This window comes from Streptomyces sp. NPDC001970 (assembly GCF_053594115.1).
The window spans coordinates 181,227-202,688 of sequence record NZ_JBSFDW010000001.1; the positions used below are offsets into that span (position 1 = coordinate 181,227).

The window sequence follows — 21,462 nt, forward strand, 5'->3', positions numbered from 1 at the left end:
GCACGACGACCGCAGCAACGCGATGAGCGTGCGACACGGCGACCGGGGCGCCGGCGGCACCCTGCTGTCAGATTTCCATGGCGAGGTCGCACTCGGCACAGACGAGGTCCGCGTGAGCCGGGTCGTACCACGGCGCGGAGGGATGCTCGGACGGATTCCAGGTCGCCGCTTCCATACCGAACGTGTCCTTGCCGCAGATCGTCCGTGGACCGGGTGCGAAGGGGTTTCCGGGGGCGGCCGGTGCCGCGTGGACCTTGCGGACGCGCCGGCTCTCGTCCGCCGGGCCTCGCGCGGGGCCGGCGGCCGGGCCCGGCTTGTCGCATTCATGCACAACGATGATCTCGCTCATGATGCGACGGTATGCCGCCCGGCGGCAGCCCACCCGCCTTGCCTCTGCCGGCGCGCGTCGCCGGCCTGCGCGCGCCGCCGCCTCAGAGCTCACGCCCTCCTCGGCGGGCGCCGGGACCTCACCAGCAACAACGGCGAGCTACGCGCCCCGGCCGAGCTGTACGTCGACGAAAGCGGCGAAGCACTCGTCTTCCGCGACGAGAACCAGGGCACTCCCTGGAATCCCCCGTGGACTCCGCCTCGGAGCCCTCGGAGCCCGCCGCTTCGACGAGCGACCCCGCCATCGGCGCGCCCAGCACCGACCCCGGGGAGACCACGGGCGGCATCGACCGGCATCGTGCTCGGCGCCCACACCTACGGCTTCAACAGCTACTCCTCCGGCATCTCCCTGCTCGGCGACGACGAGAACGGCGGCACCCCGACGGCCGCGGCCAAGCAGGCCGTCGCCGACATCGCCGCCTGGAAGCTGGGCCTGCACGGCGTCGACCCTGAGACGAAGGTGACGCTCACCGCCGCCGCCGACACCGGCGTCTGGACGAAGGGCCAGGCCGCCACGCTCAACACCGTCTCCGGACACCGCGACGGATACGCCACGCTCTGCCCCGGCGCGAGCCTCTACTCCGCCCTCCCGGGAATCCGCACGGCAGCGGGCAGTTCCCCGTACGCCTCGCGTTGACCACCACCACAACGCGTACGCGACCGGTCAGTCGGGGACCGCCCCGTGCCACCGCCACGACTCCAGCCGCTCCCGGCCCGGCAGTTCGCCACGGCCCGTCGCCCACAGGAGGGCGGCCCACCGGTCGGTTTCGGCCGGCGCGTCGGGGAAGAGACGGGTGAGGACGCGGTCGCAGAGGCCGGCGGGTGGGGTCCAGGGAACGCCGAGGCCCTCGGCTATGTCGTGGGTGTGGACCAGGGTCTCGACCACGCCCATCGCCGCGAAGCCCTCGGGGTCGGACACCCCGTAGCCGTGGTACGAGCGCACATCCGCCGGTGCCGTACGGACCATGGCGGTGAGCATCGCCCCGCACGCCTCCAGCACCATCAGCAGCCCGGCGGGCCCCGCGTCCCGGTCCGCGAAGGTCACGTTCGCGGGGCCGCCCTCGCGTCGCGCGAACCAGTGGAACGGCACCTCCCGGTCGAGCGGCGGCGTGTCCGGGCCGATCTGGGCGGCGTACGCGAAGAGGTCGTCGGCGAGATGCTCGACGGTCTCCCAGCAGGTCCACTCCAGGGTCCCGGCCTTCGCGTCCCAGTCGCCGCCGAGGCGGCTCCGCAGGGTCGTGAGCGCGAGCCGCACGGCGTGCTGGACGTCGTCGGCGGTGACGGGGCTTCTCACTGATCCGTGATCGTCGGCCATGGCGGGACCGTACCAGTGGCATGTGACAGGCTGTCGACTCCCTGATTCACCGAACTCGCCTTATCTTGCACGGGCGTCGGTCGTCGCACACACCGCGAGGCCGGTGAGCAGAGACGCCGTTGCACCGCTCGGGGCGTACGACGTGCAGCGGTGAGCTCCCCGCATCCGACGCATCCGCAGCGCCCGAAGGAGCCCAGTGAGCCCAGCGGGCCGAGCCAGGCGTGGTGAACGACGAGCCGTTCGCGCCGAGCGCTGAGCGGAGGTGTCGGCGGCCGTTCGGCCCCGTATTCCGATGGCCCGTCAATCACCTGCTCATTTCGGGCGATCATCGGCACCACCGCGGCCTGTTTGAGCGAGTTTGCGCTGCTCGGTCCCTATGCTCGCGCCTCATGAGAAAACGCCCCATGAGGCGCTCCCGCACCGCCTTGGTCGTCGCCGCGGCCATGTCCATCGGGTTCTGTCTCGCCGAACCGGCGGGCTCCGCGCCCACAGGCGGTTCCGAGCCTGTCGCCACGTCCGGCGACGTCCATACCTTCCCCGTGCCCGCCGGTGACGATCCGGCGCTGCGGGCTCTCCCCGCCCGCACCACACCACCGTTCAGCATGCTCGGCCTGACCTGGGACGACGCGTCCGTACAGCTGGACGGCACCGCCGAGGTGCGCACCAGGGACAGCGGGACCGGCGTCTGGTCCGAGTGGCGGACTCTCGACGCCGATGTGCGTGCGCCCGAGTCGGGGCCCGAGCGGTCGGGCCCCGCGCTGCGCGGCGGGACGTCGCCGCTGTGGACCGGACCGTCCGACGGGGTCCAGCTGCGCGTCCGGGGCGAGGCGCTGCCGGAGGGGCTGCGCGTCGATCTGGTCGACCCGGGAAGCGGCGACGACATGCCCGAGGCCCCGTCAGCACGCGCCGAGGCACAGTCCGGTGCGCCGGCCATGACGTCGCGCGCGGGCTGGGGCGCGGACGAGTCGATGGTCATCGACCCGCCCAAGTACAACAGGACCACCAAGGCGGTCTTCGTCCACCACACCGCCGGGACGAACGACTACACCTGCGACGAGTCGGCGAGGGTCGTCCGGGGCATCTTCACCTACCACGTGGAGAGCCAGGGCTGGAACGACATCGGCTACCACTTCCTCGTCGACAAGTGCGGCAAGATCTTCGAGGGTCGGGCGGGCGGCATCGACAGGCCCGTCCAGGGCGCGCACACGTACGGCCTCAACACCGACACGAGCAGCATCTCGGTCCTCGGCGACTACATGACGGCCAGGACCACTCCGGTCGTGCGGCAGGCGATCGCCGCGGTCGCCGCCTGGAAGCTCGGGATCCACGGACACGATCCGTCGGGGACCGTCACCCTCGTCCCGAGCGTCGACAACGGAAAGTACGAGGAGGGCGAGTCGGCCACGCTGCACCGGATCTCCGGGCACCGCGACGGTTCCGCGACCGACTGCCCCGGCGACAATCTGTACGACGACCTGCCCGACATCCGTGCTCGCGCCGCGGCCATCTCAGCCGGGGTGCTCCCGGAGGACTACGGCAGTGACGACACCGACACCGACACCGACACCGGTACGGGCGCGGGCCCGGCCGGGGAAACGGGCTCGGACCCGGAAGCGGACCTTGCCGCAGGCGCCGACGACTGGGCGACCGTGGACGCCGACGTCGCGATCGGCGACTTCGACTCCGACGGTCTCCGGGACGCCGCCCTCACCTACCGTGCGGCGCAGGGCTCCTTGTCCCTCGTGCTGATGCAGGGCACGGCGGACGGGTACGACACCGGCTCCCCCGCCGTTCTGTACGGCGCCGGGGGACGGGCCGTCGCCGCCGGTGATCTCAACGGGGACGGCTACGACGACCTCGCCGTACGCACCGACGGCGGGTTCGCCACCTTCCACGGCTCGGCCGGCGGGCTCACCACCACGGGTGCGCCCGTCATCGCCGGTCTCGACGGCGTCAACGGCGCCGACGGCGACGGCCTCGACCGCGGCGGTCAGGAGATCGGCGCGTCGTTCACGGCGCGCGACACCGACGGCGACGGGTACGACGAACTCGTCGTCGGCGGGACGGTCGTCGCGAGGGGCGGACCGGGCGGAGTCACCGCAGTGACGGGGCGCCCGGGTCCCGTAGGTCCCTAGGACGGGCCCTGGGCGGCCCTCGCCCGGCGGGAGAGGGCGGCCCGGAGCACGCGCTGCCCTTCCGTCGAGAGGTCGAGGGCCCGGCGCAGGCCCGCACCGTCCGGGGTGGCCGAAAGGACCTCCAGGATCTGGATCTGGCGGCGCTGCTCCCCCGCCACGAGCGGGCCCTGCTTCCCGCCCGACAGATCGAGTTCCTGGTGGAGTTCGAGCGCCAGGGCCGAGCATGCCGTGGCCCACTCGGCGAGCGGCCCCGCCGCCCACTCCGAAGGCGCGGCGCCGATCATCTTCCGTACCGGAGCCGCGGCTTCGTCGGTGTCGGGGGCGTCGTCCAGCACGGACCTGGCGGCGGCGAGCCGCCCCGCCCAGCCGTCCTCGCCCGCGGCGATGCCCGCCCAGAGCGGGCGCAGGACCTCGGTGTCGTCGATCAGCAGGGGCAGGCAGCGGTCGAGACAGGCCAGGCCGCTCGCGGCCAGGCTCCGTTCATCCGCCTCAGCGATCAGTTCCGCCAGGCTCATCGACGCCTCCAGTCGGGTGCGGACCGCAGTACGACGCGGTGCGGCGCGGTCGCGGTGCGGACGAAGGTACCGCTCCTTTCTGCGCCACATGGCCGAAAAGCGTCACTCAGTGTCGGCCACGCGGCGTCACACCATGGCCACGACCCGCCCCCGAAGGGTGTCGCGCGCTCAGCCCAGCTGGTTCGCCAGCGCCGTGAACTCCGCCCACGTGAGCGCAGGCTGCCCGGGTGACCAGGTCTTCTGCGCCAGCGCCCGCAGCGGCATCCGGATGCCCGCCGCCACCTGGTCCTGGGTCTGCGCCTGGGCGAGGTCGGACCAGATCGCGAGGCGGCCGCCCAGGATCTGGCCGGAATAGCGCTCGGGGACGGCGGTGGTGCCGCGCAGCACGAGCGGCGTCCACTGTTCGTAGATGCGGCGGCCGGTGGGGTAGGTGAACTGGTTGGGCTCGCCGAGCACGTAATACAGGTACTCGTCGTTGAGGTTGACCACCTTGCGGCCCTCGGCCAGGTACTCCTGCGGCTGCCGCGCCCCGATCTCCTTGCCGGTCCAGTACTCGACCTCGATGTCCTTGTCGGCGGACACGACACCGCCGCGGAAGAAGCCGTCGTTCCACGCCTTGGGCGTCTTGTCCGCCGCGCGCACGACGGCCGCCCGGTCGTCGAGCCAGCCGGTCGCCAGGTCCTGGACGCCGGCCTGCGGGCCGTACTTCCGCTGCGCCGCCCGGGCCAGTTGCGGGTACGAGGCGGCCGGGTCGCGCACGGTCAGCGCCTGGTACTCGTCGGCGCCGACGTGGAACCAGTCGCCGGGGAAGAGACCCGAGTACTCGCGCAGCAGATCGTCCACGATCCGCGCCGACTCCGGTTTCGAGATGTCGATGGCTCCCTGCCGCGGCACGCCCTGCGTGTTGCGGAGCTGGAGGTCCGGATGGGCCCGCAGGACCGCGCCGAGGTGACCCGGCGAGTCGATCTCGGGCACGACGGTGATGTGCAGGCTCTGCGCGAGGGCGATGATCCGGCGCACCTGGTCCTTGGTGAGGTGCTGCGCCGAGACGACCTCGGGGTGCGAGTCGGAGGCGATCCGGAAGCCCTGGTCGTCGGAGAAGTGCAGGCCGAGCTGGTTGAGCTTGAGGTCGGCCATCTCCCGCAGCCGGTCCTCGATCCAGTCCGCGGTGTAGTGCTTGCGCGCGATGTCGAGGTTGAGCCCGCGCTGCGGCCGCTCGGGACGGTCGCGCACGACACCCTCGGGCACGACGCCGCCGGAACGCAGGGCCTGCTTCACGGTGCGGGTGCCGTAGAAGACCCCGGCCTCGTCGGGGCCGGTGATCCGGACGCGGTTGCCGCGGGTGCTGAGGGTGTACGACTCGGGCCCGTCCGGCTGCGCGGGTCCGAGCGCCAGCTCGATGTCACCGGAACGCACCGGTCCGCCGTTGCGCACATCCGTCTTCAGCTCCCGGGACAGCAGCCTGGCCTCGTCGGCCAGCACCTCGCTGCCCTTGGCGACCACGACGGCACTGCCGGGCGCCGGCCGCCAGCCGGGCCCGCGGGCCGCCTCGTGCTCCCGTACGGAAGGGATGGTGCGAGGTGCCGTGGAGAGCGGATACGTCTTCGTGGGGGTCGGCGTGGGTGTGGGCGAGGGGGTGACGGCCGCGGGCGCGTCACCGTGTCCGCCCGGCTGCGTACCGCCGCCGGAGGAGCAGGACACGGCCGTGGTCAGCGCCACGGCGGCCGCGACCGCCGAGCCCGCCAGCCGCCTGCCCCTGGATCTTCCGCTGAACCTGCCCCAGGATGTGCCGCCGGAGCTTCCGCTGGACTGCCAGATCATCCCATCAGCCTCCTCTTCCGGGCGAAGTATGGCCAATCAAGATGAACCCTGCGAAGAAGGTCGGGATCGTCTATCATGCGCGGCGGACGCTCACGTCCGGGTGAAATTCGTGCATCCGTCGGACGACTCCCGGCGCGCCTCGATAGCGTTGAGGCTCATCCACCCCTCCCCTCACAGTCGCCACCGACTGCCCTTGTCCAGGAGCCGAGGAGCCCACGCTGTCCAGCGAATCGCACACCGGCGCCCTGCGGATCCCGGCTCCTGCCGCGCCCTCCCGCCGCGCCGCGCCGCTGCCGGGTCTGGAGCGCTTCAACACGGCCCCCGCAGGTGCCGCCGAGGCCGCACTGCTCGCCTGCTGCGGCAGCCGCCGCTGGGGCCGGCGGATCGTCGCCCACCGCCCGTACCCCGACCTGGACGCACTGCTCGCGGCAGCCGACGAGGCGAGCTACGACCTCGGCTCCGCCGATCTCGACGAGGCCCTCGCCGACGAGTCCTCCTCCGGGCTGAACCCCGGCGCCCCCACGGCCGCCCACACCGCGCTGCGCGCCGCCCACGCCGCGTACGAGAGCAGCTTCGGCCACGCCTTCGTGATCTGCCTGGACGGCTTCCGCCCCGACGAGCAGCCCGACCAGGTGCTGGCCGCCATCCGCGCACGGCTCGGCAACGAACGGGACGAGGAGCGGGTCGTCTCCGCCGACGAGCTGCGCCGGCTCGCCCGCGCCCGGCTCGCCCATCTCGTGGCCGCTCCGCACAACCCGTCCGGACCATCCGGTACATCCGGAGCACACGACCCGGACCGCTGCGCGACGCCGCCCGGGAACCGCCCCGATAGCCCGTCCGTGCCTGTTTGACTGCCTGTTTGATCACACCTATGGACCCCGCGCGAGGGAACCGACATCTCGTCGCTACGATGGCCAGGGCCGGTGGACCGTACCCGGCCGGGCCAGACCGACAGAGCTGTCACTTTTGGTAGAAGACTGGCGGCCGGCTCCAATCCCCGCTCCCGGAGGGTTTTTCCGTGCCGGCTGGAACGCTGTACCGCGGCCGGGAAGGTATGTGGTCCTGGGTGGCTCATCGAGTCACCGGCGTCCTCATCTTCTTCTTCCTGTTCGTACACGTGCTGGACACCGCTCTCGTCCGCGTCTCCCCCGAGGCGTACGACGAGGTCGTCGCCACGTACAAGAATCCGATCGTCGCGCTGCTGGAGTACGGCCTCGTGGCCGCCATCCTCTTCCACGCGCTGAACGGCCTTCGTGTCATCGCCGTGGACTTCTGGTCCAAGGGCCCTCGCTACCAGAAGCAGATGCTCTGGACCGTCATGGGCATCTGGGTCGTGCTGATGGCGGGCGCCGTCTACCCGGTCCTCGGCCACGCCGCACGTGAACTGTTCGGGAGCTGACGCCAGACATGTCTGCTGAGACCTCTTCCGCTTCGGCGATCGGTGCCGTCGAGGGCGTCGGCCCGTACAGCGCCGACAACCCCGCTCCCCTCATCGAGGCGCCCCGCAAGCGCACGGGGAGGACCCCGAAGTCGACCCGCGGCAACTTCGAGATGGCCGCGTGGCTCTTCATGCGCCTGTCCGGTGTCGTCCTCGTCGTCCTCGTCATCGGCCACCTGCTGATCCAGCTCGTCCTGGACGGCGGCGTCTCCAAGATCGGCTTCGCCTTCGTGGCCGGCCGCTGGGCGTCCCCGTTCTGGCAGGCCTGGGACCTGCTGATGCTCTGGCTGGCGATGCTGCACGGCGCCAACGGCCTCCGTACCGTCATCAACGACTACGCGGAGCGCCCCAACACGCGTCTGTGGCTCAAGGGCCTGCTGTACACCGCCACGGTGTTCACCATCCTTCTGGGCACGCTGGTGATCTTCACCTTCGACCCGAACATCCGCTAGGCACGGGGCTGAGGTAATCCACGTCATGAAGATCCACAAGTACGACACCGTCATCGTCGGCGCCGGCGGTGCCGGCATGCGCGCCGCCATCGAGGCGACGAAGCGCAGCCGCACCGCCGTGCTGACGAAGCTCTACCCCACCCGCTCCCACACGGGCGCCGCGCAGGGCGGCATGGCCGCCGCGCTGGCCAACGTGGAGGAGGACAACTGGGAGTGGCACACCTTCGACACGGTCAAGGGCGGTGACTACCTGGTCGACCAGGACGCCGCCGAGATCCTGGCGAAGGAGGCCATCGACGCCGTCCTCGACCTGGAGAAGATGGGCCTGCCGTTCAACCGGACCCCGAACGGCACCATCGACCAGCGCCGCTTCGGCGGTCACAGCCGCAACCACGGCGAGGCCCCGGTCCGCCGGTCCTGCTACGCCGCGGACCGCACCGGCCACATGATCCTCCAGACGCTGTACCAGAACTGCGTCAAGGAGGGCGTGGAGTTCTTCAACGAGTTCTACGTCCTGGACCAGCTGATCACCGAGGTCGACGGCGTCCGCAGGTCCGCCGGCGTGGTCGCCTACGAGCTGGCCACCGGCGAGATCCACGTCTTCCAGGCGAAGGCCGTCATCTACGCGTCCGGCGGCACCGGCAAGTTCTTCAAGGTGACGTCCAACGCGCACACCCTGACGGGTGACGGCCAGGCCGCCTGCTACCGGCGCGGTCTGCCGCTGGAGGACATGGAGTTCTTCCAGTTCCACCCGACGGGCATCTGGCGCATGGGCATCCTGCTGACGGAGGGCGCCCGTGGTGAGGGCGGCATCCTCCGCAACAAGGACGGCGAGCGCTTCATGGAGAAGTACGCGCCCGTCATGAAGGACCTCGCCTCGCGTGACGTCGTCTCGCGCTCCATCTACACGGAGATCCGCGAGGGCCGCGGCTGCGGTCCCGAGGGCGACCACGTCTTCCTGGACCTGACCCACCTGCCGCCGGAGCAGCTGGACGCCAAGCTCCCGGACATCACCGAGTTCGCGCGTACGTACCTGGGCATCGAGCCGTACACGGACCCGATCCCGATCCAGCCGACCGCCCACTACGCGATGGGCGGCATCCCGACGAACGTCGAGGGTGAGGTCCTGGCGGACAACACCACCGTCGTCCCGGGGCTGTACGCCGCCGGTGAGGTCGCGTGCGTGTCGGTGCACGGCGCCAACCGTCTGGGCACCAACTCGCTGCTCGACATCAACGTGTTCGGCAAGCGCGCGGGCATCGCCGCCGCCGAGTACTCGGCGAAGAGCGACTACGTCGAGCTGCCCGAAAGCCCTGCCTCCTTCGTCGAGGAGCGGGTCGAGCGGCTGCGCAACTCCACCGGCGCGGAGCGGGTCGCCGTGCTGCGCAAGGAGCTGCAGGAGACGATGGACGCCAACGTGATGGTGTTCCGCACCGAGCAGACGATCAAGACGGCCGTCGAGAAGATCGCCGAGCTGCGCGAGCGCTACAAGAACGTGTCCATCCAGGACAAGGGCAAGCGGTTCAACACGGACCTGCTGGAGGCCATCGAGCTGGGCAACCTGCTCGACCTGGCCGAGGTCATGGCCGTCTCCGCGCTGGCCCGCAAGGAGTCCCGCGGCGGTCACTACCGCGAGGACTTCCCGAACCGCGACGACATCAACTTCATGCGCCACACCATGGCGTACCGCGAGGTCGGCGCCGACGGCTCCGAGACCGTCCGTCTCGACTACAAGCCCGTCGTCCAGACCCGCTACCAGCCGATGGAGCGTAAGTACTGATGGCTACACCGACCATGGACAAGGTGGAGGCGGAGGCCGCCTCCACCCCCTACATCACGGTCACCTTCCGGATCCGCCGCTTCAACCCCGAGGTCTCCGCCGAGGCCGAGTGGCAGGACTTCCAGATCGAGATCGACCCGAAGGAGCGAGTACTCGACGGTCTCCACAAGATCAAGTGGGACGTCGACGGCTCGCTGACCTTCCGGCGCTCCTGCGCGCACGGCATCTGCGGCTCCGACGCGATGCGGATCAACGGCAAGAACAGGCTCGCCTGCAAGACGCTGATCAAGGACATCAACCCGGAGAAGCCCATCACGGTCGAGGCCATCAAGGGCCTCACGGTCCTCAAGGACCTGGTCGTGGACATGGAGCCGTTCTTCCAGGCGTACCGGGACGTCATGCCGTTCCTCGTGACGAGCGGCAACGAGCCGACGCGCGAGCGCCTGCAGTCCGCCGAGGACCGCGAGCGGTTCGACGACACCACCAAGTGCATCCTGTGCGCCGCGTGCACGTCGTCCTGCCCGGTGTTCTGGAACGACGGGCAGTACTTCGGCCCGGCGGCGATCGTCAACGCGCACCGCTTCATCTTCGACTCGCGTGACGAGGCCGGCGAGCAGCGGCTCGAGATCCTCAACGACAAGGACGGCGTGTGGCGTTGCCGCACGACCTTCAACTGCACCGATGCCTGCCCGCGTGGCATCGAGGTCACGAAGGCGATCCAGGAAGTCAAGCGGGCGCTGATCACCCGCCGCTTCTGAGCGAGGCGTCACCGCTCTGCCAGGGGCCCGTTTCTGTACGCTCGCCGTACAGAAACGGGCCTTTGTCGTGCGAGAGCGGGGACTGATGACCGAGCCGAACCCGAACCCCTACCTGGACGGCGGCGACTACCAGTGGGGCCCGGCGAACCCGTACGGCCCCGCCCACGACTACAACTACGGCTACGGCTACGGCTACGGCTACCCGCAGGGCCCGCTCGCACCGCTGGGAGCGGCGGGGACGGGGGTAGGGGCCGGGGTGCCGCTGCTGGTGCTCGGGGACATCACGGTCCTGCAGGACTCGATCGTGACGCCTAACGGGACGCTGCCGCTCAAGGGCGCGGTGTGGAACGCCACGGACATGTCCCGGAGCGAGGAGAGCATCCCGACGCACGCGATCGTCCTGGCCGTCGTCTTCTCCGTGCTGTGCCTGCTGGGCCTGCTGTTCCTGCTGATGAAGGAGAAGAGGACGACGGGTTTCATCCAGATCACCGTCTCCAGCGCCGGCCGCCACCACACGACGATGATCCCGGCGACGGGACCGGACACGCTCCACTGGGTGCTGGGCCGGCTCAACTACGCGCGGGCACTGAGCATGTAGCCCCTTCCCGTCACGGCCGGCCCGGCGTCGAGCGCGGCGCCTATCTGTTTGAGCGTCACCTTGTGCGTGATGAGCCCGGACAGCCTCTCCAGCTCACCGCGCCCGGCGCCGCCGTGCAGACGGGCGAGCGCCCGTACGCCCGCTCCGGCGACCACGGTCTTCACGGGAGGCCGCTCCACCAGGGCGCCGAGCACCCGGACGGTCTCCGGGTGCGGCGGCAACAGCGAGAGCAGCCACGCCAGTCCGCGCACGGCCCCGATGTTGTACGGGTCGTAGCCCCCGTCCGGATCGGATCCGCCGTGGACGGCCAGGGCGAGCCAGGGGGTGGCGGTGCGACGGACGGCATCGGCGTCCATGCCGTCGATCAGCGCCGCAGTCTCACGGTCCCAGCGACGGGTCGGGGTTCCGGACGCCGTACGCAGATGCGCGATCAGCAGTCGCCACCGCGGACCGAGTTCGGGCAGCTCCGCGAGGATGCGGTCGGCCCACGGCTCCTCCGGGCTGAGCACCGGGTCCGGGAGAAGGGCGAGCAGCGCGTCCGCGGAGTCGAGCCCTTCGATGGCGGACCTGCGGAGAAACCCCACGACTCGCGGGGGCAGGACGCGTCCGGCGGACAGCAGCGCCCGGGCCAGATGGGCCGCTTCGTCACCGGTGACGGTCCGGTAGTACCTGCCGGCCAGATGCTCCAGCATCGAGGCCCAGGCGTCGCACCAGGCATCCTGCGCGAATCCGTCGGCGACCAGGGCGAGCAGCACAAGGGCCCGCTCCTTCTCGTCGGGTATGGCTTCCGCCGCATGGCGACGGGCGACGAGGATCTCGGCCAGCGCCTGACGACGCACGCGCGGCATGGCCCGCAGCCGTCCACCGACCCCCGTACCCTCGTGCGGCCACCAGGCCGCCCCCAACAGGGCGCCGGCGAGCGCCGGAATGTCGCCGCTGTCCGCGAGGGCACCGATCCGGTCGACCCTCTCCGGATCCTCCCAGGAAGACGCCGCGGAGCTGTCGAGGAGGACTGTGGAAGTTCCCATGCCGTGGAGCGTAGGAGCAGGCACTGACAGCGGGCGGCGATGCGACCGGGCGGCGCTACGCGACGCTGCCGCGCAGGAAGTCCTGGAGCAGGGCCGTCACTTCGGCGGGGCGTTCCAGCGAAGGGAGGTGTCCGGCCCACGGCAGTTCGGTGGAGCGGGCGCCGGGGATGAGGGTGGCGAGGCGGGTGCCCATGGTCCGGAAGTCGGGCAGGTCGTGCGCGCCCGTGACGACGAGGGCGGGAGCCTCGATGGCGGTGGGGTCGACGGGCGGGGCCGCGGGGGCCTGGGGCTGCGTCCCGGCCGCCTCCGCGTCCGCGGCCAGCTGGACCTCGAAGGCGTGCCGCTGCATGGCCCGTACGCGCTCGCGCACCGCCTCGTCCGCCTCGGGACCCAGCCAGGTGGTCACGTTCAGCTCGACGGCGCCTGCGAGATCGCCGGCCTCGATCAGTTCGTCCTCGCGGGCCCCGAAGTCCCGTAGCGCCGGTCCCGGTTCGTGGCCCGGCAGTCCGGCGCAGAGCAGCGCGAGCGAGGACACGCGCTCGGGGCGGCGGGCGGCGATCTCGACCGCGACGCGGCCGCCGAAGGACGCTCCGACGAAGGCGGCGCGGTCGATGCCGAGTGCGTCCAGGAGGGCGAGTACGTCGTCGGCGTCGCGGTAGGGCCGTACCGCCTCGGCCGGGGTCGCGCCGAAGCCGCGGAAGTCGCAGCGCACGACCCGGTGGCCGGCGTCGGCCAGGGCCTGCCACTGGGCGTCCCACATCCGCCGGTCGCATACGGACGAGTGCAGGAGCACCACCGCGGGGCCGTCCCCCGCCACATCGTGAGAGAGCGTCATGCCGCCGACCCTACGGTCCCGCACGCACCGGCGCCTCCCGATTTCCCTATCGACTTGAACACGTTCAAGAAGGGGTCTACAGTTCATGACAAGACCTTTTGAACACGTTCAAGGGAGGGTGGGGAATGGACCTCACTGTTGTCGCGTACGCCATCTACCTGCTGATCAGCGTCGCGCTCACCATCTGGGTGGCCCGCACGCTCAGCAAGAACGGCCGGATCTTCCTGGCCGACGTCCTGCACGGGAACGAGAAGCTCGCCGATGCCGTCAACCACCTGCTGGTGGTCGGCTTCTACCTCGTCAACCTCGGCTTCGTCGCGCTCCACCTCAGCCAGGACGGCGCCGTCACCGAAGCCCGGGGGCTCTTCGAGGCGCTCTCGGTCAAGCTCGGAGTCGTCCTGCTCGTCCTCGGCGTCATGCACCTCGTCAACGTCTACGTCCTCAACAAGATCCGCCGACGCGGAGTGATGGAGCGTCAGCAGACCCCGCCCGTCCCGCCGCAGGGCTGGACCGGCGCCGGCGACAAGGGCCCCTGGGCCGCGCCTGCCGCGGGGGCGTGAGCGGCCATGGGCGGCGAACCGGCAGTACCGGCGGTGGCGGCGGCCGTCCCGGTGAAGCGTCTGACCGTGCTGTACGACGCGCAGTGCCCGCTCTGTGTCCATCTGCGGCACTGGCTGCTGCGGCAACGGCAGCTCGTCCCGCTCGACCTGGTCCCGGCGGCCTCGGAAGAGGCCAGGCGGCGCTTCCCCGAACTCGACCACGGCAGCACCCTGCGGGAGATCACGGTGGTCGGCGACCGGGGCCAGGTGTACCGGTCCACCGCCGCCTGGATCGTCTGCCTCTGGGCCCTGTCCGAGCACCGGCCGAAGGCCAACTGGCTGGCGACTCCTGCCGGAGCGCCCTTCGCCAGGGTCACCGTCCTGGCCGCCGCGAAGTACCGGGAGGCCACCGCGGCGCCCTGTGCCGACGGGCGGTGCGAGGTACCGGGCCCGCCCCGTTAGGCTCGGTCATCGTGAACGACGTGAAGGACGAGAAGCAGAGCGCGTCCGCTGCCGAGCCCTCCAAGCCCGCCAAGCCTGCCAAGCCTGCCAAGAGCGAGCAGACCCGCACCCTCATCCTCGAAACCGCGCTGCGGCTCTTCCAGGAGCGCGGTTACGACAGGACGACGATGCGGGCCATCGCCCAGGAGGCGGGTGTCTCGGTCGGCAACGCGTACTACTACTTCTCGTCCAAGGAGCACCTCGTCCAGGGTTTCTACGACCGCATCGCCGAGCAGCACCAGGCGGCGGTCGCGGACATCCTGGAGGGCGGTGAGAAGGACCTCACGGCACGTATCCGCGGGGTCCTTCTCGGCTGGCTCGACATCGCCGAGTCGTACCACGAGTTCGCGGCCCAGTTCTTCAAGAACGCCGCCGACCCGGACAGTCCGCTCAGCCCGTTCTCGCCCGAGTCGGAAGGGCCCCGGGACGCGGCGATCGAGGTCCACCGCCGTGTGCTGTCCGGGGCCGCCGTCAAGGTCGACCCCGAACTGGCCGAGGCGCTCCCGCAGTTGCTGTGGCTCCAGCAGATGGGCCTCGTGCTGTTCTGGGTGTACGACAGGTCCGAGGGCTGCGCCAACAGCCGCCGCCTGGTCGAGCGGCTCGCGCCGGTCACGGCCCGCGCGATCTCGCTCTCCCGCTTCCGGGTCCTGCGCCCCCTCGTCAAGGAGACGCAAGAGCTGCTCAGGGACTTCATGCCGACGGCGGCCGGAATGGCCGCCTCGGGCAAGCCCAAGCGGACGGCGAGCCGGAAGGACCAGGACGGGTGACCCGGGGCGCCACGGACGCCGCGGGCCTGCGCGCAGTGAGTGACCCGGGGCGCGGCGGCCGCGCCCCGGTCCCCGGCGACCGGGGCGCGCGGTCCGTCAGGCCTGGCGGGACGCCAGTTCGACGACCGTGATGTCGGACGGTGCCCCGACCCGCACCGGCGGCCCCCACGCGCCCGCGCCCCGCGACACGTAGAGCTGGGTGTCGCCGTACCGCTCCAGACCGGCGACGGTCGGATTGGCGAGTTCCGCGACGTAGTTGCCGGGCCAGAGCTGCCCGCCGTGCGTGTGGCCGGACAGCTGGAGGTCCACCCCGTGGCGTACGGCCTCGTCGATCACGATCGGCTGGTGGGCCAGGAGGACGGCCGCACGGGCCCGGTCGCGGTCACCGAGTGCGCGGCCGAAGTCGGGGCCCTGGCCCTCGTTCTCACCGGCGATGTCGTCGACGCCCGCGAGATCGAAGCCGGCGATCTCGACGCGGTCGTTGCGGAGCGGGGTGAGGCCGAGCTCGCGTACGTGGTCGACCCAGGCGTCGGCGCCCGAGAAGTACTCGTGGTTTCCGGTGACGAAGAAGGACCCGTGCCGCGCCCGCAGCTGTGCGAGCGGCTCGGCGGCGCGGCCGAGGTCGGCGACGCTGCCGTCGACGAGGTCGCCCACGACGGCGACGAGGTCGGGCTGCGTGCCGTTGATCGTGTCGACGATCCGCTGGGTGTGGGCGCGGCCGAGGACCGGGCCGAGGTGGATGTCGCTGACGACGGCGATCCGGTATCCGTGCGCCCCGCGCGCGAGCTTCGCGAGCGGCACGGTGACCCGCTTCACCCGGGGCCCACGCATCACCCCGTACGTCCCGTACCCCACGGTCCCCGCGGCGACCGCGGCGGCCGCGCCGCCGGCGACGCGCGCGACGAACAGCCGTCGCGACAGCTCGGGGCGGGCGTCCTCGCGCACGTCGGTGCCGGTGCCCGCGCCGGGAGCGTCCGCGGTCGCCACGCCACCGCCGGGCCGTGCACCCGCGTCGGCCCCGCCGTCGACGGCGACGGAGCCCGCGGCCTCGGTCCGCCCGGAGGCGGCCGCGGGAACGCCGAGCTCCGCGCCTGCGGAGGACGGACCCACGGGCTCCAGCGGCCTCACGCCGGATGCGACCGTCGCGCTCCCGCCGCCCTGCGTGACGTCGGTCACATTCGCGCCCGCGGTCGTCGCGACGGCCGGACCGGAGCCTGACCGTGCGTCAGTCCTCCGCTCCAGCGCACGTCGCAGCAGCGGCCGTACGCCCTCCGCCACGACCAGCGCCAGCGTCAGGTAGAGCAGCGTCGCGAGCCACAGGTACCCCGGCCAGGCCAGGACCTGCTCGAGCCAGAAGGGCGCACCCGCGCGCCCCGACACCAGCGCGCCCACCGACAGCAGCGGCAGCAGCACGACCGCCACCGTGCCCGCGCGGCGTACGGCGCTGCCCGGCACCGTCGTGTCGCGGACCAGGCGACGCCAGACGTACCAGTGGACCCCCACCAGCACGGTGAGGACCACAGCGATCACAAGCAGGACGACCAGCACGGCACCGTTTCCTTATTCGCGGTCGCGGCGCAATGCGCGTACGCCACGCAACCCGATGACCCCGACCGCCGTCCCCAGGAGAAAGGACGTGATGGCGAGCAGCAGATGGACCCAGAAGTACGCAGTCGGGTCACCGGCGTCGTCGAAGGCGAGCCCGCTGGCGTCCTGCCACAGGTTCTTGACGAAAGTGACCCAGATGACCCAGCTCCACACCCCGAACGCGAGCAGGAACCAGGAGACCGGGCGGCTGAGCTTCATATCTTCAGTATCACCGGTGTCCTCCATACCGGTGTGGCGGGGTCCCGGGGATGGGCTGTACCGGCGGCGTCGGCGGCGGGTCACCCTGCCGGTGTCAACATCGGCGTCAACTCCATGTACTTTCTCGACCGTGTCTGCTTTGAAGAAGACCGCATTGACGGTCACCGCCGCCGCGTTGCTGCCCGCCCTCGCCGCCGCGCCCGCATCGGCGGTCACCGGCACGGCCGGCAAGGACAACACCGGACCGAAGCCCCCCGCCGTCATGTCGACCGTCGGCGGCGCGCGGCTCGGCAAGCCAGGCACCCAGGTCGATCTCGCATCCGGCGCCCCCGTCCTCCCCAAGGACCTGACGGCCCGCTCCTGGATCGTGGCGGACGCGGAGAGCGGCGATGTGCTCGCCGCCCACAACGCGCACTGGCGGCTGCCTCCCGCGTCCACCCTGAAGATGCTCTTCGCGGACACCGTCCTGCCCAAGCTGTCCAAGGACGAGGAGTACACGGTCACCGACGTCGACCTCGCCGATATCGGCGAGGGCAGCAGCCTCGTCGGGGTCAAGGAGGACTACACCTACACGGTCCACGATCTCTGGCTCGGTGTGTTCCTCCGTTCGGGCAACGACGCCGTCCACGTCCTGTCCGAGATGAACGGCGGCGTCCCGGAGACCGTCCAGCAGATGCAGGACCACGCCGAGGAGCTGCAGGCGCTCGACACGCACGTCGTCACACCGGACGGCTACGACGAGACGGGCCAGGTGTCCAGCGCGTACGACCTGACCCTGATCGCCCGCAGCGGGATGCAGAAGAAGGACTTCCGGGAGTACTGCTCGACCGCCCGCGCCAAGTTCCCCGGCGATGAGAAGCCGGGCAAGAAGCGCGAGACGTTCGAGATCCAGAACACCAACCGGCTGCTCACCGGTGACTTCGGCATCGATCCCTACGACGGCATCGCGGGCGTCAAGAACGGCAACACCACGCACGCGGGCGCGACCTTCACCGGTGTCGCGGAGCGGAACGGCAAGGTGCTGCTCGTCACCGTCATGAACCCGTCGTCGAAGGAGAGCCAGGCCGTCTACAAGGAGACCGCCCGCCTCTTCGACTGGGGTTTCGCGGCGGCCGGGAAGGTGAAGCCGGTCGGCGAGCTCGTTCCCCCGAAGTCCGCGCGTACGGACCCGTCCAACGGTTCCGAGTCGTCGACCGACTCCGGGACCAGCACCGGGACCGGCACCGGCGAGGACGGCAAGAAGAACCGGCCCGGCCCGGCGAAGGCATCGGCCGCGAGCAACAACGGCTCCAGCGGCGTGGGCGTCGCGATGGCCATCGTCGGCGGCGTGCTGGTGCTGCTCGCCGGCGCGGCGTTCCTGGTCAACCGCCGCTGGCCGCTCCCCGATCTGGTCCGCCGCCTTCCGCGCCGCTAGGCCGTGTTGGAGGACTCCTGCCTCGCACGCGACGCCTGGCACGCTCCCCCAGAGCTTGCGCCTGGGAGGTGCCCCCACCCCGTAGCCCTTCGGGCACGGGAGGTGCCCCCACGCCGTGTTGTCGGAGTCGTCCACGTACGTCCGGTACGGGGATGGTCCTCCGCCTTGCGATCGCACGCACCGGACGCCGCGAGCCCCGCCCTACGGGCGGACGGCGCCAGTTCTCACCCACGGCCTAGGAGTTCTCCCGCTGTGCCCGGTCGCCGCCGGCGGGCGCTTCCCCGCCGCCGGCCGCCGGCGTCGCCGTCCAGGCGGCGCAGTACAGCAGCAGCTTCGCCGTGAAGTTGATCCACAGCAGCAGGGCGATCGGCACGCCGAACGCCCCGTACATCGACTTCGCCGCGACGCCCGAGATGTAGCCGCTGAGCAGCAGCTTCAACAGCTCGAAGCCGACCGCGCCGAGCAGTGCCGCCACGATCAGCCTGCGGCGCGGAGGCTGCACCCCGGGCAGCATCGTCAGGACGTACAGGAGCATCAGGAAGTCGGCGAGCACCGCGACGGCGATGGCGGCGATCTGGAGCAGGACGCCGCCCGCCCCGTCCCGCTCGATGCCCAGCCGGTCGGCGCCCCAGCCGACGGCACTGGAGCCGAGCGACGAGGCGGCGAACGACGCCAGCACCACCGCGCCGAGCCCGAGCAGGACGACCGCGTCCTTGCCCTTTCGCACGATCGGATTGCCCTCCTCCTCGTCGTCGAGCTCCCAGACCGCGCGCAGGCAGTCCCGCATCGAGCCGATCCAGCTGATGCCGGTGAGCAGCAGCAGCGCACCGGCGATGAGGCCGACCGTCCCGGCGTTGTCGACGAGTGCCGAAATGCCGAGCTGGTCGGCGATTCCGGGCACCTGCTCGGCGAGCTTGTCCTCGATGGTGCGCAGCTGCTCGGGGCTGAGCAGGGCCGCGCCGATCGCCGCGGCGACGGTGATCAGAGGGAAGAGGGCGAGAAAGCTGAGGAAGGTGATGGCGGCCGCGAGCCGGGTCCAGTGGACCTGCTCGAGCCGCTCGTACGAGCGCCAGGCGTGGGTCTTCATCAGCCGCTGCACGAGCGGCCCGATGACGGGGAGTCGGGTCAACCAGTCCATGAGTTCTCCCTTCCCGCCCTCCCGAAGACCAAGGTTCTTGTTCCCCAGAAGCGCAGGCACGTGGCGAGGGCCATGCCGATGCCGAGCCCGGAGACGGCGTCGGCACAGGGCGATCTGAGCCCGAGTCCGTAGCGGGAGACGGCGAGGCAGCACACCTGGACGACGGTGCCCGCAGCGTTCACGCCGCAGAAGACGGCGTACGCACCCAGCCCCGCGCCCTGTTCCGCGCGGCGGCGCCGGTATGTCCCGTAGGCGTTGCCGAGATAGGCGACCGTGCAGCCGGCGACCGAAGACAGGTCCTTGGCGGTGAGCGGGCCCTGGCCGAGCGCGCCGCGCAGCGCGACGAACAGCGCGAGGTCGGCGGCGTACGCGCAGGTCCCGACCAGCGCGAACGCCACCAGCGCCCGGACCGTCCCCGGCACCGGTGCGCGGCTCGCGGGTCCGCCCGCGGGTCGGCCCGCGGGTCGGCCCGCGGGCGGACCCGCAGGTCGGCTCAGCGAGCGGCTTCCCGGTCCGCTCACCGGTCGGCTCACAGGTCCGCCACGGCCATGCCGTACATCGCCAGCCACACCAGCCCGATGACGGCGAGCGGCCGGTCGCGCAGGACGACCTCCTCCGGCGCACCGGCCGCGCCCCGGTCGGCGAACACGGCGTACCGCAGCACCGCGAGGATGAACGCGATCATCGAGAGCTGCCGCCAGGGCAGCAGCGAGCCGTTCGCGGTGCCGCCGCTCTCCAGCGCCCAGAGGCAGTAGCCGAGGACCGCGACCCCGGCCGCCAGCTGCCAGACGAAGCGCAGATATCCGGTGGTGTAGGTGGTGAGCAGGGCCCGGGTCGCACCACCCGCGTCCGCCATCTCCACGGCCTCCGAGTAGCGCTTGGCAGCCACCATGAAGAGCGCGCCGAAGCCGGTGGTGATCAGGAACCAGCGGGAGAGCGGGATGGACAGCGCCACTCCTCCGACCATCGCGCGCATCAGGAAACCGGTGGTGACGACGGCCAGATCGACGACGAGGACGTGCTTGAGCCGGACGCAGTACGCGAGCTGCATGAGGACGTACGCGGTCAGCAGCGCGGCGGTCATCGCGTTGCACAGGACCACGGCCGCGGTGGCCGTGGCGGCGGCGAGGAGCGCGCCCGCAGCGTAGGCGACGGGCACCGGCACGTCCCCGGCGGCCACCGGGCGGCGGCACTTCACGGGGTGCGCCCGGTCGGCCGCGGCGTCGCGCGCGTCGTTGATCAGATAGACGGCGGAAGCGGCGGTGGTGAAGAGGGTGAAGACGAGGACCAGTTGGAGGACGGCGTCCCGGGACGCCAGCTCGCCCGCGGCCGCGGGCGCCGCCACGACCAGCACGTTCTTGATCCACTGGCGAGGGCGTGCGGTCCGGACGAGCCCGACGGGCAGGCTCAGCACATGCCGGGCCCGGCGCGCGGGCGCGGGCTGCTCGGGCCGCCGCTCCGGCTGCTCCAGAAGGACGGTGCCGCGCTCAGCCATGGAGACCCCCGCCGCACCGGCGAGTCCGCGTCGTACACCCCGGCCCGCCGGACGGCACAGGCAGCCACGCCACGCCCAGGCGCGCCACCAGCGCGCCGAAGAGCGCGCCCGCGGCCACGTCGGTCGGGTAGTGGACGCCGACGACCAGCCGGGACACGCACATCGCGGCGGCCAGCGGGGCCACCAGCCGTCGGCCTGCCGGGCGCAGCGCGCCGAAGGTGACGGCGGCAGCGGCCGCGCCGGTGGCGTGCGAGCTGGGGAAGGAGTACCGGCCCGCCGTGCGGACGAGCGGCTCGAGCGCGGGCAGCCGTGGGCGTGGGCGGCGTACCACCCATTTGACGCCGATGCTCGCCAGATGCGCCCCGCCGACCAGCGCGGTCGCACGCAGCCATTCGCGGCGCCGCTCCTGGTCGGCCTTCGCGCACACGAGTCCCGCCGCGATCCACAGCGCGCTGTGCTCGCCGCTGCGCGAGAGCGCGCCGGCCGCCGCGGCCACGCCCGACTGCCGACCGCAGCCGCGCAGCGCCGCCAGCAGCCGGTGATCGGCCGCCACCAAGCCCGCCCGGCCTGCCCGGCCCGCCCGGTCGACGTATCGCATCTGCCGCCCCTTTCCCTCAGCCAGGGGCGACTCTTCTCAACCGGACGCCATCATTCACGGCAATCTTTGATGACACTCGGATAATCACCCATTTCGGCGAGTCAGCCGACATTGAGAGCAAAAGCCTCATAGAGGGCGATAG

At 71.4% G+C, this 21,462-nt stretch carries 24 protein-coding genes; 12 read left to right on the forward strand and 12 right to left on the reverse strand.

Features of this window, described 5'->3' with window-relative positions; translation table 11 throughout:
• Positions 1-67: 67 nt before the first annotated feature.
• Positions 68-349 carry a hypothetical protein gene (locus tag ACWCP0_RS00870; RefSeq protein WP_451076735.1) on the reverse strand — a complete coding sequence of 94 codons (282 nt, stop codon included), beginning with the start codon at positions 347-349 and terminating at the stop codon, positions 68-70.
• Between ACWCP0_RS00870 and ACWCP0_RS00875 the strand changes: the two genes are divergently transcribed.
• A complete protein-coding gene (locus ACWCP0_RS00875) occupies positions 326-1,024 on the forward strand; it encodes an N-acetylmuramoyl-L-alanine amidase (protein ID WP_451076736.1) in 699 nt (232 codons plus the stop codon). The two genes, ACWCP0_RS00870 and ACWCP0_RS00875, sit on opposite strands and share 24 nt — an antisense overlap.
• A gap of 27 nt (positions 1,025-1,051) precedes the next feature.
• On the opposite strand, the gene ACWCP0_RS00880 is transcribed toward ACWCP0_RS00875, so the two are convergent.
• A complete protein-coding gene (locus ACWCP0_RS00880) occupies positions 1,052-1,702 on the reverse strand; it encodes a hypothetical protein (protein ID WP_451076737.1) in 651 nt (216 codons plus the stop codon).
• A 389-nt stretch (positions 1,703-2,091) separates the two neighbouring features.
• On the opposite strand from ACWCP0_RS00880, the gene ACWCP0_RS00885 reads away from it, so the two are divergent.
• On the forward strand, positions 2,092-3,837 hold the full coding sequence (locus ACWCP0_RS00885) for an N-acetylmuramoyl-L-alanine amidase (RefSeq protein WP_451076738.1): 1,746 nt from the start codon (positions 2,092-2,094) through the stop codon (positions 3,835-3,837).
• On the opposite strand, the gene ACWCP0_RS00890 is transcribed toward ACWCP0_RS00885, so the two are convergent.
• Both ACWCP0_RS00890 and ACWCP0_RS00895 read right to left on the reverse strand, forming a co-directional pair.
• Positions 3,834-4,352, reverse strand: coding sequence for a hypothetical protein (locus ACWCP0_RS00890; protein ID WP_451076739.1), 519 nt, complete (start codon positions 4,350-4,352; stop codon positions 3,834-3,836). The two genes, ACWCP0_RS00885 and ACWCP0_RS00890, sit on opposite strands and share 4 nt — an antisense overlap.
• Positions 4,353-4,520: 168 nt before the next feature.
• Positions 4,521-6,173, reverse strand: a complete 1,653-nt coding sequence (locus tag ACWCP0_RS00895; RefSeq protein WP_451076740.1) for a beta-N-acetylhexosaminidase — start codon at positions 6,171-6,173, stop codon at positions 4,521-4,523.
• A gap of 245 nt (positions 6,174-6,418) precedes the next feature.
• On the opposite strand from ACWCP0_RS00895, the gene ACWCP0_RS00900 reads away from it, so the two are divergent.
• The 6 genes from ACWCP0_RS00900 to ACWCP0_RS00925 all read left to right on the forward strand — a co-directional run bounded on the left by ACWCP0_RS00900 (position 6,419) and on the right by ACWCP0_RS00925 (position 11,199).
• Positions 6,419-7,024 (forward strand): 2-oxo-4-hydroxy-4-carboxy-5-ureidoimidazoline decarboxylase, encoded by a 606-nt coding sequence (locus ACWCP0_RS00900; RefSeq protein ID WP_451077001.1) that lies wholly within the window; start codon positions 6,419-6,421, stop codon positions 7,022-7,024.
• A 167-nt stretch (positions 7,025-7,191) separates the two neighbouring features.
• Positions 7,192-7,572 carry a succinate dehydrogenase, cytochrome b556 subunit gene (sdhC, locus tag ACWCP0_RS00905; RefSeq protein WP_451076741.1) on the forward strand — a complete coding sequence of 127 codons (381 nt, stop codon included), beginning with the start codon at positions 7,192-7,194 and terminating at the stop codon, positions 7,570-7,572.
• Between the two features lie 8 nt (positions 7,573-7,580).
• Positions 7,581-8,063: a succinate dehydrogenase hydrophobic membrane anchor subunit gene (locus ACWCP0_RS00910; RefSeq protein WP_451076742.1), complete on the forward strand. Its 483-nt coding sequence runs from the start codon at positions 7,581-7,583 to the stop codon at positions 8,061-8,063.
• Positions 8,064-8,088: 25 nt separating this feature from the next.
• Entirely contained in the window at positions 8,089-9,843 is a 1,755-nt protein-coding gene (gene sdhA, locus ACWCP0_RS00915) for a succinate dehydrogenase flavoprotein subunit (RefSeq protein ID WP_451076743.1), read from the forward strand.
• Positions 9,843-10,601, forward strand: coding sequence for a succinate dehydrogenase iron-sulfur subunit (locus ACWCP0_RS00920; RefSeq protein ID WP_451076744.1), 759 nt, complete (start codon positions 9,843-9,845; stop codon positions 10,599-10,601). Before sdhA ends, ACWCP0_RS00920 begins: the two co-directional genes overlap by 1 nt.
• Before the next feature lie 85 nt (positions 10,602-10,686).
• A complete protein-coding gene (locus tag ACWCP0_RS00925; RefSeq protein WP_451076745.1) occupies positions 10,687-11,199 on the forward strand; it encodes a hypothetical protein in 513 nt (170 codons plus the stop codon).
• Here the strand turns inward: ACWCP0_RS00925 and ACWCP0_RS00930 are convergent.
• Complete coding sequence (locus tag ACWCP0_RS00930) at positions 11,175-12,227, reverse strand: hypothetical protein (RefSeq protein WP_451076746.1); 1,053 nt, start codon at positions 12,225-12,227, stop codon at positions 11,175-11,177. The two genes, ACWCP0_RS00925 and ACWCP0_RS00930, sit on opposite strands and share 25 nt — an antisense overlap.
• A 55-nt stretch (positions 12,228-12,282) precedes the next feature.
• Entirely contained in the window at positions 12,283-13,062 is a 780-nt protein-coding gene (locus tag ACWCP0_RS00935; protein ID WP_451076747.1) for an alpha/beta fold hydrolase, read from the reverse strand.
• A 125-nt stretch (positions 13,063-13,187) separates the two neighbouring features.
• Here ACWCP0_RS00935 and ACWCP0_RS00940 point away from each other — a divergent pair, with 125 nt between their 5' ends.
• From ACWCP0_RS00940 to ACWCP0_RS00950, 3 genes are read left to right on the forward strand one after another with little or no spacing between them, the layout of a single operon-like run.
• The gene (locus ACWCP0_RS00940) at positions 13,188-13,622 is read left to right on the forward strand and encodes a hypothetical protein (RefSeq protein ID WP_451076748.1); all 435 of its coding nucleotides are present in this window, start codon (positions 13,188-13,190) and stop codon (positions 13,620-13,622) included.
• Positions 13,623-13,628: 6 nt separating this feature from the next.
• Complete coding sequence (locus ACWCP0_RS00945) at positions 13,629-14,063, forward strand: thiol-disulfide oxidoreductase DCC family protein (RefSeq protein WP_451076749.1); 435 nt, start codon at positions 13,629-13,631, stop codon at positions 14,061-14,063.
• A gap of 11 nt (positions 14,064-14,074) precedes the next feature.
• The gene (locus ACWCP0_RS00950; protein ID WP_451076750.1) at positions 14,075-14,869 is read left to right on the forward strand and encodes a TetR family transcriptional regulator; all 795 of its coding nucleotides are present in this window, start codon (positions 14,075-14,077) and stop codon (positions 14,867-14,869) included.
• A 96-nt stretch (positions 14,870-14,965) separates the two neighbouring features.
• On the opposite strand, the gene ACWCP0_RS00955 is transcribed toward ACWCP0_RS00950, so the two are convergent.
• Positions 14,966-16,414: a metallophosphoesterase gene (locus ACWCP0_RS00955; protein WP_451077002.1), complete on the reverse strand. Its 1,449-nt coding sequence runs from the start codon at positions 16,412-16,414 to the stop codon at positions 14,966-14,968.
• A 15-nt stretch (positions 16,415-16,429) separates the two neighbouring features.
• Positions 16,430-16,675, reverse strand: coding sequence for an SCO4848 family membrane protein (locus tag ACWCP0_RS00960; RefSeq protein WP_351229382.1), 246 nt, complete (start codon positions 16,673-16,675; stop codon positions 16,430-16,432).
• Between the two features lie 130 nt (positions 16,676-16,805).
• Between ACWCP0_RS00960 and ACWCP0_RS00965 the strand changes: the two genes are divergently transcribed.
• Positions 16,806-18,089, forward strand: coding sequence for a D-alanyl-D-alanine carboxypeptidase family protein (locus ACWCP0_RS00965; RefSeq protein WP_451076751.1), 1,284 nt, complete (start codon positions 16,806-16,808; stop codon positions 18,087-18,089).
• Between the two features lie 235 nt (positions 18,090-18,324).
• On the opposite strand, the gene ACWCP0_RS00970 is transcribed toward ACWCP0_RS00965, so the two are convergent.
• From ACWCP0_RS00970 to ACWCP0_RS00985, 4 genes are all read right to left on the reverse strand, one after another.
• On the reverse strand, positions 18,325-19,227 hold the full coding sequence (locus tag ACWCP0_RS00970) for a YihY/virulence factor BrkB family protein (protein ID WP_451076752.1): 903 nt from the start codon (positions 19,225-19,227) through the stop codon (positions 18,325-18,327).
• A complete protein-coding gene (locus tag ACWCP0_RS00975) occupies positions 19,215-19,649 on the reverse strand; it encodes a GtrA family protein (RefSeq protein ID WP_451076753.1) in 435 nt (144 codons plus the stop codon). The genes ACWCP0_RS00970 and ACWCP0_RS00975 overlap by 13 nt, the downstream gene beginning before the upstream one ends.
• A 107-nt stretch (positions 19,650-19,756) precedes the next feature.
• Complete coding sequence (locus tag ACWCP0_RS00980) at positions 19,757-20,722, reverse strand: decaprenyl-phosphate phosphoribosyltransferase (RefSeq protein ID WP_451076754.1); 966 nt, start codon at positions 20,720-20,722, stop codon at positions 19,757-19,759.
• A complete protein-coding gene (locus ACWCP0_RS00985) occupies positions 20,715-21,320 on the reverse strand; it encodes a phosphatase PAP2 family protein (RefSeq protein WP_451076755.1) in 606 nt (201 codons plus the stop codon). Before ACWCP0_RS00985 ends, ACWCP0_RS00980 begins: the two co-directional genes overlap by 8 nt.
• Positions 21,321-21,462 lie beyond the last annotated feature (142 nt).

Bases quoted from the DNA above. Each gene is read 5' to 3' on its own strand.
- ACWCP0_RS00935 (WP_451076747.1), bottom strand. From the start codon at position 13,062: ATGACGCTCTCTCACGATGTGGCGGGGGACGGCCCCGCGGTGGTGCTC.
- ACWCP0_RS00925 (WP_451076745.1), top strand. From the start codon at position 10,687: ATGACCGAGCCGAACCCGAACCCCTACCTGGACGGCGGCGACTACCAG.
- ACWCP0_RS00870 (WP_451076735.1), bottom strand. From the start codon at position 349: ATGAGCGAGATCATCGTTGTGCATGAATGCGACAAGCCGGGCCCGGCC.
- ACWCP0_RS00940 (WP_451076748.1), top strand. From the start codon at position 13,188: ATGGACCTCACTGTTGTCGCGTACGCCATCTACCTGCTGATCAGCGTC.
- ACWCP0_RS00880 (WP_451076737.1), bottom strand. From the start codon at position 1,702: ATGGCCGACGATCACGGATCAGTGAGAAGCCCCGTCACCGCCGACGAC.
- ACWCP0_RS00960 (WP_351229382.1), bottom strand. From the start codon at position 16,675: ATGAAGCTCAGCCGCCCGGTCTCCTGGTTCCTGCTCGCGTTCGGGGTG.
- ACWCP0_RS00890 (WP_451076739.1), bottom strand. From the start codon at position 4,352: ATGAGCCTGGCGGAACTGATCGCTGAGGCGGATGAACGGAGCCTGGCC.
- ACWCP0_RS00875 (WP_451076736.1), top strand. From the start codon at position 326: ATGCACAACGATGATCTCGCTCATGATGCGACGGTATGCCGCCCGGCG.
- ACWCP0_RS00920 (WP_451076744.1), top strand. From the start codon at position 9,843: ATGGCTACACCGACCATGGACAAGGTGGAGGCGGAGGCCGCCTCCACC.
- ACWCP0_RS00885 (WP_451076738.1), top strand. From the start codon at position 2,092: ATGAGAAAACGCCCCATGAGGCGCTCCCGCACCGCCTTGGTCGTCGCC.
- ACWCP0_RS00970 (WP_451076752.1), bottom strand. From the start codon at position 19,227: ATGGACTGGTTGACCCGACTCCCCGTCATCGGGCCGCTCGTGCAGCGG.
- sdhA (WP_451076743.1), top strand. From the start codon at position 8,089: ATGAAGATCCACAAGTACGACACCGTCATCGTCGGCGCCGGCGGTGCC.
- ACWCP0_RS00930 (WP_451076746.1), bottom strand. From the start codon at position 12,227: ATGGGAACTTCCACAGTCCTCCTCGACAGCTCCGCGGCGTCTTCCTGG.
- ACWCP0_RS00985 (WP_451076755.1), bottom strand. From the start codon at position 21,320: ATGCGATACGTCGACCGGGCGGGCCGGGCAGGCCGGGCGGGCTTGGTG.
- ACWCP0_RS00980 (WP_451076754.1), bottom strand. From the start codon at position 20,722: ATGGCTGAGCGCGGCACCGTCCTTCTGGAGCAGCCGGAGCGGCGGCCC.
- ACWCP0_RS00910 (WP_451076742.1), top strand. From the start codon at position 7,581: ATGTCTGCTGAGACCTCTTCCGCTTCGGCGATCGGTGCCGTCGAGGGC.
- ACWCP0_RS00945 (WP_451076749.1), top strand. From the start codon at position 13,629: ATGGGCGGCGAACCGGCAGTACCGGCGGTGGCGGCGGCCGTCCCGGTG.
- ACWCP0_RS00895 (WP_451076740.1), bottom strand. From the start codon at position 6,173: ATGATCTGGCAGTCCAGCGGAAGCTCCGGCGGCACATCCTGGGGCAGG.